Annotated in this window: 6 protein-coding genes and 2 pseudogenes; 4 read left to right on the forward strand and 4 right to left on the reverse strand. The window is 38.3% G+C overall.

Annotated elements, in window-relative coordinates; all coding sequences use genetic code 11:
- Positions 1-28: 28 nt before the first annotated feature.
- Positions 29-1,384, reverse strand: coding sequence for a dipeptidase (locus tag FGT79_RS11710; RefSeq protein WP_138752819.1), 1,356 nt, complete (start codon positions 1,382-1,384; stop codon positions 29-31).
- 690 nt (positions 1,385-2,074) lie between these two features.
- Between FGT79_RS11710 and FGT79_RS11715 the strand changes: the two are divergent.
- The 4 genes and pseudogenes from FGT79_RS11715 to FGT79_RS11730 form a co-directional block, all read left to right on the forward strand.
- Positions 2,075-2,488 (forward strand): annotated as a pseudogene (locus FGT79_RS11715) (IS701 family transposase); the annotation flags it as partial.
- 86 nt (positions 2,489-2,574) lie between these two features.
- Positions 2,575-2,901 carry a transposase gene (locus FGT79_RS11720; protein WP_171056183.1) on the forward strand — a complete coding sequence of 109 codons (327 nt, stop codon included), beginning with the start codon at positions 2,575-2,577 and terminating at the stop codon, positions 2,899-2,901.
- A 35-nt stretch (positions 2,902-2,936) separates the two neighbouring features.
- The gene (locus FGT79_RS11725) at positions 2,937-3,830 is read left to right on the forward strand and encodes an IS3 family transposase (protein ID WP_246096363.1); all 894 of its coding nucleotides are present in this window, start codon (positions 2,937-2,939) and stop codon (positions 3,828-3,830) included.
- Positions 3,831-3,936: 106 nt separating this feature from the next.
- Positions 3,937-4,728: pseudogene (locus FGT79_RS11730) on the forward strand (transposase); the annotation flags it as partial.
- A 433-nt stretch (positions 4,729-5,161) separates the two neighbouring features.
- Here FGT79_RS11730 and FGT79_RS11735 read toward each other — a convergent pair.
- The 3 genes from FGT79_RS11735 to FGT79_RS11745 form a co-directional block, all read right to left on the reverse strand.
- Positions 5,162-5,740: a hypothetical protein gene (locus tag FGT79_RS11735; RefSeq protein WP_138752824.1), complete on the reverse strand. Its 579-nt coding sequence runs from the start codon at positions 5,738-5,740 to the stop codon at positions 5,162-5,164.
- 49 nt (positions 5,741-5,789) lie between these two features.
- On the reverse strand, positions 5,790-11,390 hold the full coding sequence (locus FGT79_RS11740; protein WP_138752825.1) for an RHS repeat domain-containing protein: 5,601 nt from the start codon (positions 11,388-11,390) through the stop codon (positions 5,790-5,792).
- 215 nt (positions 11,391-11,605) lie between these two features.
- Positions 11,606-14,275: an RCC1 domain-containing protein gene (locus FGT79_RS11745; protein WP_138752826.1), complete on the reverse strand. Its 2,670-nt coding sequence runs from the start codon at positions 14,273-14,275 to the stop codon at positions 11,606-11,608.
- Between the last annotated feature and the right edge of the window lie 22 nt (positions 14,276-14,297).

The raw sequence follows: 14,297 nt of genomic DNA on the forward strand, positions 1-14,297 counted from the left end.
AAGCCTGCCGCTTCGCGATTTTTCATACCTATAGTCGCTTCAGGAACGATACGATCGTCAGAAGCCCTTTATCGAAATTGTCCAGATTAAAGTGTTCGTTCGGTGCATGTAGATTCTCATCTGGAAGACCGAAGCCCATCATAACGACAGGAGCCGCCAGTTCGCGGGAGAAGGTTTCGACGATCGGAATTGATCCGCCATCTTTCGTGAACAGTGCCCGCGTACCGTAGACATCTGCGTAAGCATCCGCAGCCAACTGCAGCATCGGGTTGGAAGGATCAATGTTGAACGCACGAGCCTTCTCGCCGTCTTTGATTTGCAGCTTCGCGCCGGACTGCATATGCTTCTGCAAATGCCGTTTGATTTTTTCCAAAATGTCTTGCGGGTCCTGGTCTCCAACTAGGCGGCACGTAATCTTGGCATGCGCCTCCTTCGGAATAACCGTTTTGGTGCCTTCGCCCTGGAATCCACCGTAAACGCCGTTCAATTCAAGCGTTGGCCTCGCTCCAATCCGTTCCACAAAGGAGAAGCCCTCTTCGCCGTACAACGCGTCAAGACCAAGACTTTCCTTCAAGTGATCTTCATTCAGCATCTGCTTGGCGAATTCTTCTCTCATGAGCTGCGAAAGCTCCGGTACGCCTTCATAGAATCCCTCGACGCTCACGCGACCCTCATTATCGTGTAAAGTCGAAAGCAAAGAGACGAGGGCATGAAGCGCGTTTGGAACACCACCTCCGTATGAGCCGGAGTGCAAATCCGTATTCGCAGTGTTCACAGTGACCTCAAGCGAGCATAATCCCCGAAGTCCCGTACTGATAGCAGGCTTGCCCGGCTCAAGCAGCGAAGTGTCCGAAATCAGGATGACGTCAGCGGCCAGCTTTTCCCGATTCGTGGCTAAGAAAGGAGGAAGACTACGGCTGGAAACTTCTTCTTCACCCTCGATGCATAGCTTAATATTAACCGGAAGCTTCTCTTCCTGCTTCAATATGGCTTCTATTGCTTTAATATGTAGAAACACCTGACCTTTATCATCTGTCGCTCCCCTGGCGTACAGCTTACCATCCCGAATGTCAGGCTCGAAGGGTGGCGTCGTCCACAAATGCAGCGGATCGACTGGCTGCACATCGTAATGACCGTATACAAGCACGGTAGGTTTTCCGGGAGCATGTAAATGGTCGGCATACACAATCGGATGTCCGTCCGTTTGATGGACATCCACGTTCTCTAGACCTGCGCGGGTGAGCGTGTCCGCAAGCCATTCGGCCGCTTTGTTCATATCCGCTTTATGCGCAGATAAAGCCGATATGCTCGGAATAGACAACCATTGCTTCAGCTCGCCCAACTGCTGTTCCCTTAAGTTTTGAAAATAAGTTTCATAACTCATTGGCAATTTCATCCTCCATTTCAATTTAAATTCATCTCATTTAACATCGCCAAGCAAAAATGCCAAAGACTCTGCGTTCATTATTGGCGTAAACGAACAATTTGATGTGCCAAATTGAATAATAGCCTACACTTAGTATGAGTTATAAGATCGATTGAGACAAGACCAGTCCATTCAAGACCGGTTTAGCTTCTTCGCCCTTTTTATGTATCAATAATCGTTGACTGTTTTTACTTGCGTGTCTGAAAACTAATCACTGAGTCAATTTCAAAATGACAGCCACGTATACAAACGACAGGAATGACTTTGCTAGTTTGTCGTAATGGGTAGCCACACTTTGAAAATGTTTGATTTATTAAAAAACTAAGAATTTTTTTTAGTTAGTCAATTGCATTTCGTTACATGTTTCCATTGGGAGGCAATTTGAAACATTTCTTTGTTTATCGATATAGATACGAACTACATTTCCATTTATATGATCTGAGAAACTTATTTTCATATCACCAAAAGGCAAAAAATTGATAAGATTATGAATATCATCTTTTGTAAGTTGTTCATCTGTGTATTTAACTATAAATGAGCAAATTCGCTTCCACTAAACTGTAAAATCAAAAAGAATAGAGACAAAGCGCTCTCCTTGTGGTAAAAAGTAGTCACCACAACAAACCTTCACACCAAGGAGAAATCGCTATGTCTCATACCGCCATCGTACCTAATCATGTCGCACTTCGCAACTACTTCTTACAGCATCGTCTGCCGCTCTATTATTCCAAGCCGGTGATGGCGCATATCGAGACGTATATGGTGGCCGCGACAGCCAAAGGGTTTCGTGGTAAAGTGGTGGATCTGGCCGAATTCAGTGCTAGCCATCGCACAACACTTGGACATTTTCTAGCCGAAGGCAAGTGGAATGAAGCGGTGCTGCAAAACAAAGTGAAGGATGAATCCCTTCAACAGGTGGTTCAGATAGCCAACCAGACGGCGGAGCCACTGTTTGTTATTCATGATGATACGATCTCAAAGAAGACAAAGCCTTCGTCACAGGCTACGTCTCCGATGGAACAGACTGGCTTTCATCATTCGCATCTGGAAGGTAAAGTCGTTTAGGGACATCTATTTAGCCCCTATTAAGACTTGGACAGTACACCCCTTACTTAGATACAATGAAAACAAGCGGAGGGGAACGAGAAATGAAGAAGAAACAATACGACTTAAACTTTAAGAAAATGGTTGTAGCCAAAGGGAAAGAGATCGGTAATATGACGGCGGTAGCGCGCCAACATGAGCTTGATCCTAAGATGGTTCTCAGATGGGCCAGAGACCTGAACCGCAAGGATATAGATCAGTTAGACGGAAATAGTGTTAAACAAACCAAGTTTGTTCCTACTGCAGAGGATTATGCACAGCTGGAAAAAGAGAATGAAAAATTAAAGAAGCTCTTTGCGGAGCAAGCCTTGGAGAGGGACATTCTCAAAGACCTACTAAAAAAAACGAACCCGCACTTGCGGATAAAATAGAAATCGCTCAGAAATATATTGGACAAGGGCATAACATTAGCTTTGTACTACGTGTAGTAGAGGTCGAACGATCTACGTATTATGCACATGTGATTAAAATACAGCAAGAAGCAAAAACCATCCACAGGGTTGGTCGTCCTGCACCAGGTTATTCTTACACGCAAGCTGGGGACCCCATTAGCGACGAGCAAATTTGCGAATGGATAACCGAATTCTTAGCAGGAGAAGGCGCAGCGTACGGTTACCGAAAACTAACCGTGCTTCTTAGAAGACGACAAAAGCTGAAGATCAACAAGAAGAAAGTGTACCGTCTGTGCAAGCTCATGGGCGTGCTTCGTCCACAGCGTAAAATCATCATTACCTATCCCAAGCGACTTGCTAACAATCGTGTGATAACGGATTCCAATCAATTGTGGGAGGTCGATATTAAGTATGGATGGATTCATGGGGAGCAGCGATTCTTCTTCCTAATGTGCATTATAGATGTGTTTGACCGTGCCATTGTCGCCTATCATATTGGACTGACCTGTGAAGCCAAACATCTCGTTCAGATCACGGAGGAAGCGCTCACGAAGCGCCAGCTCCTTGATCAAGCGGTTAAGCCAGTTAGACGTTCCGATAATGGACCACAGTTTATAAGCCACCGATTTGAAAAGGCCTGTGCTGAGTTTGTCATGATTCATGAGCGTATTCCACCTAAAACAGCGAATAAAAATGCTCATATTGAATCTTATCATGCCATCATCGAACTAGAGTGCTACCGTCGCCATGAATTTGAGTCCTACCCTCAGGCGTATGAGATCGTTAGTCAATTTATTCAAGATTACAACCACATTCGCCTACATGGTAGTATCTACGACTTTTCACCATACGAATATATGAAGGCAGTCAAAGATGGAACTGTGAAGCCTAAGCAGATTAAAGTTTAGTATCGATCAAAACGTCCATTTTGGAGCATAAGAGAGATATTTAAAGCAATCCTTTGATCCATACTGAATAAGAGGTGCAGTGTCCACAATAAGGGAGTTTAACCGACATCAGGTTCAAGCGACGGTCGTCCAAAGCAGCGACACCTCATTGATCCATCACATTGACTTATACGACAAAACGAAAACACATCCCGATGGCAGGGTCTACACAAAGATCGATCACGTATGTGACATGGCCGTTACGCTTCCGATTCCGCCCTATGGTGGTTATGCACTGGTCGATTCCTGGTTTACTTGCGCCCGTGTGATCGGCAGTTACCCCGCTGTGGGATACCACTTGATTGGCGGTCTTAAAACAAACCGAATCATCTACCCGCAAGGCATCCGCATTTCGATACAGGATTTTGCCGCTCATATGCGCAAAGAAGACGTTCGCCTTGTGACCGTGAACGAAACTTCTTACTGGACGTACCGATATGAGGGCGCTTTGAACGAGATTGAAAACGCCGTTGTTCTTCTGTGCTGGCCGGAGCAAGCGTTTGGCGTGCCGAAAGCACTCCGAGCTTTTCTATGCACCGATGTCTCTTTGAACACGGAAACGATTTCGACTTACTACAGCAAACGATGGCCGATTGAGATCCTTTTCCGTCAGTCCAAGAATAACCTCGGCTTCGATACGTACCAAGTTCGTTCAGCAACTGCTTTTGTTCGACTCTGGGCGCTACTTGCGTGGACGCATTTGTACTGTACCACTGGCTTAGGGCAACCCTGTCCATTTGGCGATGGCTTGCGTGCCGTTCGCAAACAAGTTCAAATGGATCGCCTGCAGTTTGTCTACGACTGTGTTCAGAAAGGCATCCCTTTTCATCTTGTTCGTGAGCGGTTTAAATTAGCTTAATCTCAATTGGATATTTTATATTCGTTTTTGCTCATTTATAGTTGTATATTCATATTCCTAACCATCATCGTTTGTAATAATATCTTCAACTTCAAACGAATCTCGTTTAGATATACGTCTTACATAGTCGAGTCGTAATTCTATTTCTTCAACCTTAGTAAGTTCCTTCTGAAAGAACTCCACTTCAATCCTAAATATTTGTGAAAGTACTTCTAGCTTGGCATTTGGAATGGCTCTGCGCTTACTAATTCAATCCGTAACCGTAGATGGTGTAATCTCCAGCTTCTCAGCTAATTTTTTATACGTTCCGTTGTAAAATTTACGATGTATTCTAAACCAATCATAAATATCCCTCCAATAAAACGACGTATCAAGAAAATTCAAAAAAAGAAACTACATGGAGTTGTTATACTCACATGTAGTTCCTCAAGTTTTAGATTGTATCTAATTCAGAGAATAAACAGTTAAACACTCTTACCTCTCCAAAATTCAAAAGTTCAGTTTCTAAATCAGGAACAAAACTTTTGCAAACTAAATCTTCTAGTTTGGTACGCTTTTTTCTTTTCATCAACGAATCAATTTCGATTGATATTCTTTGCATTTCTTTATTTATTACATTTACGCTACTAAAGTGCCAATTCCCTTCAATTAAATTCGTATTGACATAATTAAAATAATAAAAATCTCCAAGAATGCTTACATATAGCACCAAATCAATCCGTCTACCCCCTAGCACATTAATTAATTCTACATCATCGTCAAGAATTTTCTGATCCTTGGCTATTAAGACTTTATATTGCATGCAATTGTATTCTTCTAAATTCGTCCAATCAACCACCGAATATTCAGGTAGTAATTTCTCTATTTCCTTTACTAGCAAGCTAGTTTTTCCTTTAAACTCATTCCTTTTCCTACTTAACCTATTATATTCTTCACTCAATTTGTATCTGACATCATTAAATGCAATTCCCTTAGGAAAAAAATTATAAATCAATGATAGTAATTCTCCCATTTAAGTAATCTACCTCCAATAGGTTAACAAACAAAAGATAAATATTTATTCACTTTCTATTGTCTGTCTTATCAAATCGTTTGTCTGTCAGCAATTTCTTAGCTTTCTTAGCATCTTTATCTCCCTGTTTTGCTGCTCTTTCTATTTCCTCCATTGTTTTATCTACCCACTGACTAGGAAATTCTTTATTTATAGCTCCTTTTTTTGTTTTTGTAATTATCTCTCTTGCTGTAATACTAACCTTATTTCCATATTTTATTGCTCCTCTTCCTAAAAATGTAACCGCTACTTTTGTAGCATTTGCATACAATCCAAATCCATTTTCATCTGACTCAATCCATTTAATTGTGCTATCCCTTGCAAGTTTCATTACAACATCTTCTGGAATCATTTTATCTGTTGACTGCATTATGTCATTTTCATTTAATCCTTGTTCCTTAAACCATGAAGCATTTCTTATCAATTCCCTGAGCTTATTAGCTTCACTTGACCAATAACGCATATCTTCTTTGTTCCCTTGTTCATACGCCTCTTGATATTTCCATTTCATTTCATTAATAGTCCAATTGGCTGTAATCACTGTTGCCCAATTTCCTGTAGGGTCAATGTATAATAACGGATTATTATGCACATAAGTATAAAGATTCAAACTAAGCGGATTCGTTATCTCCCCTTCATACGTATCCTCATTAATAAATCTACCAACGTTGGGATCATAATAACGAGCACGTAAATAGTAAAGACCCGTTTCCTCATCATAGATCTCACCTGCGTATTTAAACTCATTTGCAATTCCCTCGGTTTTTTTTGTGATTTTTCCCCATTCATCATATTCGTATGAATTAATAACTTCACCATTAGTGTCTACCATCTGAATAACATCACCATGGCCATTGTATAAATAATAATAATCTTTATTCATTGCTATGTCCTTTTTGACAAGTAATCTATCCCCACGGACATAATTTGCTGTTACTACATTATTCCCATTCACCTCTGAGATTACTTCACTATTCAAATTATAGCGATATTGCTTTATATCTGATCCTTTTGCCTTCCGGTAACGAAGTTTGTCTGGTGAATATTCAAATGTCGTTACTTCATTCCCATTGGTATTCTTAATTAAGTTGTTATGTAGATCATATTCATACGATCTCTCGTCTAAAATTAAGGGTACATTACTAGTGTCACTTAATGTCAATCGATTACCTTGAACATCATAAGTATAGACAACTGTTTTATCAACGCTTGTAATAGTTAAAAGTCTATTAAGCTTGTCGTAGGTGTAGGATTTGACCTTTAACATTTGATTAACTTCTGACTGTAAAACCGTTTCAATATTTCCGTTATTATCATACTTATAGCTATATGAAGATAATAAAGTACTACCTTTTTTATTCGTTATGGTGTCAAGCCTCTCGAGTTTATCATACACATACTCTGTTTTCAGAATAGAGCCATCCATTAAAGGCGGATAGGATAAAGATTTCACTCGCCCATTTGGATAATACGTATATTTGACGTTTACGGCATCAGAATTGTTTAAAGTCTGCTGTCCATTTGTCTGTACTTTCTCCAATTGAAGTCTGTCATACTTGAACTGAGTATGAAAGCTGTTTGATGCTCCACCTGATATATTAAGTTCAGTAATACGGTTATTCAAGTCATATTCAATCCCTAGTGATGATGAAAATGTATTGTTAGCTCCTTGAACTTGAATAGAAGTTAGCCGTTCTAAATAATCCTTTTGTGTTGTCAAAGAAGATGATTTTACACCATTTTTATAATACTCTTGAGTATCAGAACGAATGCCATTGCTTCCAAAAATCGACTTGACTTGCTCCGAAGCTGCGCCTGAACGTGTTAATGTGAGGAGAATTGGTCGATTCTGTTCATCATATTGATAATTGGATTTTGTCCCATTTCGGTCGGTTAATTGCTGTAACAGACCTAAGTTATTATAATCATACGTTTCTCGAATAAAGGATGGGTCTTCTTTGTAGATTAGTCCGCCTAATTCATTATATTTCTTAGTGTTGACGAGCGTCGGTGAATCAAATTCACTGCTGTGTGTGCTAGTATCCGTTATTTGACCACTTTTATTGTATGAGTACTTTACTATTTGTCCGAGAGCATCTTTAACTTCAATCAATCGGTTCAGAATATCATACGTATATTTCGTAGTGACACTCTCATTATTCAAATTCCTTTTGGGATCTGTATAAGTGATTAGATTTCCTCTTAAGTCATACGAATACAATTCTGTCAAAGGAATCGTTTGATTAGGCCAGTCTTTAAATACCCTATTGACTAATAATTGTCCCCATTGATCGTAATCTCGTTCAATATAGTTCGATTTCAAAGCATTTTTGTTTAGAATTTGATTATCCCGATAAGCAGGGATATCCGTAACGGCAATAAAATAATTATTTTCCTTTCTTAATTTCAGGTTGCTTTCTGATACATATAAATTCCCATATATATCAATCGCTTCTTTTTGAGCACCCCAAGCATCGTAAGTAACTGTTGTCGTGTTGTTCATCGGGTCAATAGCATAGACAGCCCTAGTTAAATCGTCTGGACGATATTGTGTGGTCTGAGTTTCTCCATTGTTAGATTTTTGCGAATAGCGCAAAAAGCCGAAAGCATCATAATAGTCATTTTGGACAGCAAATGCTGTGGTTACATTGTTGGATTTCTGAGTATATTTACGTTTAGAACTGACGAGTATTGATGATACGTATGCATTATAGGCATCTGCTGATGAAGGAATAACTGAATTACTATACGTTATTTCGTCCATAACATTGTAACCAACGCCATTGGCATTAGTAAAACTCGGATAAGTAATCATGGTTGTTCGTCCAAGTGCATCATATTGATATGATGTAACTTTACCGTCTCCGTTTATTTCGCTTTCCAAAGTACCATTCCCCATATTGTAGTTCATTGAACTCTGAACCAGTTGGGTGATATTGGGTACGGTCTTAATAGTAAAATAACTTCTTACTTCACTTGGGTAGGCATAAACAGTGGATGAATTAAATATTAATTCACTAATGGATAATTGACCTTCTCCAAGATTTTTTGTTGTTTTGATTTTAGTAACTTTTCCGACTACATTCATGCTAGAAGTTGAACAGTTAGAAGTTTGTCCGCCACTACTGTCTACACCCTCATAACAAAAATTGGTCACTTCACCTTTTGCGTTTGTATAGCTCTTTATTCGACCATTGGAAAAATAATCATAACGCTCTGTTTGGAGAATATTATCGTTTTGATAACCACTTTTTGTGATCAAAAAATAATACGTTGGATCATACGTATAAGAGGTAGTATATTTACTTTTGGTTGTCGCATTATTATATTGCGTTTGTGTTAATGGTACCGTTTCACTTTTAACCCCTCCCCAATCAGTGTATTGTTTCTCTATATATAGTACATTTGGACTGGAATCGTTATCACTTTCATATATTCGGTTTTCAATTACGGTAGGCATACTTATATAGGTTGCATCAAAAGCAACATTGCTGACTAATTTACGTTCACCATTAGATGCACGCGTTGAAATAGAGGTAACTTGTCCAATATTATTATAGTTTATTGTTGTTGCCATTCCACCGGTTGGTGACGTACTTATTACCGTTTGGGTAGTTGAATATAAAAAACTGCTTGGGTTACTGTAAGGATTGGCTGGGTTGAATCCAGTGTAATCCCCTGAATAGTTATAATTGACTTGATTGAAATTTCCAGCAGCAATAGCGTTTCTCTTTATTTGATCTTTCCTTGATGTTGTTCTATATTCCTGACTGAATCCATTGCTACCTAATCGACGTGTAACCTTTTCGAATTGATAGTGTGTATATGAGTTTGAATTGTATATTGTTTTTAAAGGATGTAAAGTAACCCAACCTGCATAAATTGAGTCTTCTGAGCGAAGGTAGTCAAACTTATTGTTTTGAAAGTTCTCATTAGTAAAATAGGTAGTATCATTATTTTGATTTTGTATATACCATAAGATCGGAGAATATCCATCTGAAACCCCATTAAAAGTATCACTCGATCTCGATTTCATGTAAGTGACAGTTTGTGTTACAATCCCATTTAAATCTTTGACTGCTACAACGATACCTTCACCATTAAATGTTTCATTATCATTTTGTAATGAGGTATCATAAGTAAATGTTACAGTACGACCTATGGAATCTGTTATAGACGAAATTACTTTATAAGTTTTTCGATCGTTTATCGTTCTGTCCTCATGATGAAAAGTAATGTTGTTACCATATCGATCTACAATACCAAGGAGTATTCCATCATTTGCAAAATACTCCCTCTTCTTATCTGCATATTCCAGATAATAAGCAGAGTTCACTTGCCCATTTGTAAATAATCCTTGTGTATCTTGCATAAGTTTCATATCTTTTCCTTGGTAACCAACTAAATGTGTAACGTTATCAGGATTATTATTAGCATTTAAATCAATACGAAATACAGCACCATCACCCTTATGATAATAAAGATAGCCGCCTTCTTCCAATTGAATAGATGGAAATTGAAAAGCCCAGCCCACTCCAAGATCATACCTTGATAGTAAATAGTTTGCTTTTTTTAAATCACCTGATGTGCCATATGTTTTTTGATACATATATGAGTAGTTTGATTGATTAATAACGCCGATATTCAAATCCAAACCATCTCTACCAGGGAGGCTTATGTTATTCTGCTTCCATAGTAATTTACCAGAAGATGGATCGATTATTTCACTAGTCCCGTTTTGATCGGAATATTGAGGTTTATTGGTTTGATTAATCTGTGTCTGGGTGATTAATCCGTTGTATATGCTATTTAAATCTTCTGCATATCTATTTAAGGTAAATGGTTGTATAGGTTCGCTTTCTGGTTGCTCCACAAAATCTTCAGGAATGTAAACCGAATCACTTACTGACTGTTCAAGAAGATTTTCATCTAAAAAAGTAGCCCTATTAAGCTCTTCTTTAGATTTCTCATTTCTTTGGTTTAACGCACTTAGGCCATTTAATTGATATTCCTCTATAGTTTGTTCAATTATTCGTCCACTATCATTTAATGTACCTTCCAAAATACCTATCTTTTCTGCAGTGCTCATACTCTTTTTTTCAAGAGCCTGTCCAGCATCTGGGTTACTAAGCAGGAGTTCTGCAAGCTTTTCTTCTTTCTCTTGCCTCAAACTTGTTTCTATTTCATCCCACGTTTCCTTATGTTCTCTTTTTCGATTAATTAATTCGTATGGACTTATCATCCATTCGTTTCCTATTAGATCCGATAAATAGATATCTTCTTCCGTTACGCCATTAAGAACAAACTCTTCTAATTCTTGTTTGCTATAGACATATTGATTTTGTTTATAAAGACGCTTATGGCTATTCTCCAAAGACTTTTGGTTTATTTTCTGGAGTGTTAGTACCCAATCATTATCATATACGGCTCCACTTACCGATGTTGATTGTAAAACTGGAGGGATTAATTTAACAGGATCTTCGGTTTTCTGAGTATTATTATTCACTATTTCCACTTGTTGGTTGTTTTCATTTGCCCATACTGGATAAGAAGTATTCAGTATGGATAATACCAATAACAATGTAATAGCTTTTAAGATTATTTTTTCCATATTTTTACTCCTGACTGAATTTATCAAAATGTGAACTCTTATAGATCTCCATGACTCTATCCATGCTTTATTGTAGTGCTATGTTAGAAAGGATTTTGCTACTTGAAATACGTACTAAATATTTTTTGAAAAATGTGCCTATCATTAACTAAAAACATTGACTACCTAACGAAGGAAAATTGGAATGATTTCTTCCATCAAGGTTTTGATTATAATCAAACAATTTGATTATATACTCGCAACAAATTCCCATTAGCATCATAAGTATAATTACGAGAATACAGAACGCCATTACTATAGAAATAAGTAGTTATTAGACGATTACGTTCATCGTATCTGTTTTGCATTACATTCTGATTAAAAAAAGAAAGTGAAACAGGATGGTTAGAAGCAACTATATTTCCATTCCCTAATTGCCCCTTATTGTTCCCCCCCCATGTATACACCATTCCATCTGAAGAAACTGCTACAGAAAAATACTGCCCTAAAGATATCATTTTAATATTTGTTAAATACCCAATTCCATTCTTGCTAATTGCTTGCACTGGGGTTGTTTTGCTAGTGTAGGTTCCATCTCCTAGTTGTCCTAATGTATTATCGCCCCAAGACCAACTTGTTCCATCCGCTTTCAAAGCTATAGAATGGTCAAAACCTGATTTTATTTGAATAACATTTGATAATCCTGATACTTGAATAGGGGTTACTCTAGTAGACTTTGTTCCATCACCGAGTTGTCCCCAATCGTTATTCCCCCAGGAACGAATTGTACCGTTGGCTAATAATGCAAAACTTTGTGAACTAGTTGCGTCAATACTTTTAACCTCACTAATATTTCCAATACCACTTAAACCTTTTACCTGGACGGGTACACTTCGACTAGTATAAGTTCCATCACCTAATTGACCATAATTATTCGAGCCCCATGCCCAGACACTTCCATCAGTCTTTAAAGCGATAACATGGTTTTCTCCTGCTGATATCTTTACAATGTTTGATAGCACTCCTACTCCTCCGGCACCTCTAACTTGTACAGGTACATTACGAGCTATTAAAGTATTATCTCCCAGTTGTCCACGCATATTTGAACCCCATGCCCAGACTGTACCATCTGCTTTTAATGCATAACTGCTATCGTTTCCGAAGCTGATAGACACAATATTTGATAAGAATCCAATTCCCCCAGCACCCTTAACTTGTATTGGATTACTTCTATTAATGGTAGAAATTTCACCTGGAATACCCAATTGGATTTTTCCCCAAATCCAGACTGTTCCGTCTGATTTTAAAACACCGGAATGATTACTTCCAACAGCTATATTCTTAACTTTATCAATTCCCAATACTTCGTTCGCCAAATTATTGTAATTATTCATCTCATTACCTATCTGAAAACTTTCATTCGTGCCCCAGCTCAACAAATTTCCCTTTGCATTTAAAGCCAATGTATGACTAGCACCTGATTCGATATCTGCTATTAACATTTTGCTAATTTCAACATTACCAATATATTTTTTAGGCGTAGTAGAAGTATAGTAATCACCAGCAACCTGATTAAGACTATAAGCTTGTTCTACTTCTATAGATTTAATTTGTGGAGTTATGATTCGGTTTCCGGTATATATATAATCCCAGTTATTATCACCCCATAGATAGACAGAACCATCAACCTTTACAGCCATTGAATTTCTTTCACCTGTATGTATTGAAACTATATCATTTAAGGCACCCAATCCATTCTCACCTTTAACCTGGACTGGTGTGTGTGATGAACCTGCAAAACCAATTCCTAGTTGGTAACTACTATTCCCCCCCCAACTCCATACTGTACCATCAGCTTTTAATGCTAAACTATGTAAGGTGCTAATTTTTATCGAAATGATGTCAGTAAGAACACCTACTCCTCCGTGTCCTTTAACTTGAACAGGGGACGTTCTGTTGAGAGTAGTTCCATCTCCTAATACCCCTGATGTATTACTACCCCAAGACCATACAGTCCCATCTGACTTCAATGCAATGTTATTACCTCCATTACTTGTTGATACATAAGTAATGTCAGATAGATTCCCATTCCCACCTAAACCTCTTACTTGTACAGGTGTATTCTTACTAACTGTCGTTCCATCTCCTAATGCGCCAGATGAGTTAGCTCCCCAGGACCATACAGTTCCATCTGATTTCAATGCCAATGAATGTGATGAGCTAGATGCGATTTGAATAATATTTGATAGCACACTTACTCCAGAAGGACCTTTTACTTGAACTGGTGTTGTTCTTTTGGTTACTGAAGTCCCATCACCTAAACCAAGATAGTTATATCCCCATGTCCAGACCGTTCCATCTGATTTTAGAGCCGTTGCAAATCTCGTTCCCATGCTTATTGATACAATATCCGATAAAAAACCTACGCCATCCATACCTTTTACCTGAACTGGGATGTTTGTAGTAGATGTTGACCCATTACCTAATTGACCATCATTTCCATATCCCCAAGTCCATACTGTTCCATCTGTTTTTAAAGCAATGGAATTCCCTATCATATCACCTGAAGAACTTGCTGCAATCATCTCAACGTTAGATAGATAACCAATGCCATTTGATCCTTTAACTTGCACAAATTCGGTTTGATTAGAATAGTTTCCATTACCAAGTTGTCCACCGTCATTCTGACCAACGCTCCAAACAGTTCCATCTGGCCTTAGCTGCAATACATGGCCTCCTCCGGAAACTAATGCATTGCTTTTAGTAGCAGATACATTATTTGCTAAAATCTCTGTGTCATTCATCACATTCATGTTATCAGCATTCACAGATATGTAATTACTAATTAATATGGCTATAACTATACTTACTACAAATACAAATTTACTCTTAAACTTATACTTCACATCAAACTCCTCCAATACTACA

The organism is Paenibacillus sinopodophylli, assembly GCF_005930355.1.
Classification (GTDB): Bacteria; Bacillota; Bacilli; order Paenibacillales; family Paenibacillaceae; genus Pristimantibacillus; species Pristimantibacillus sinopodophylli.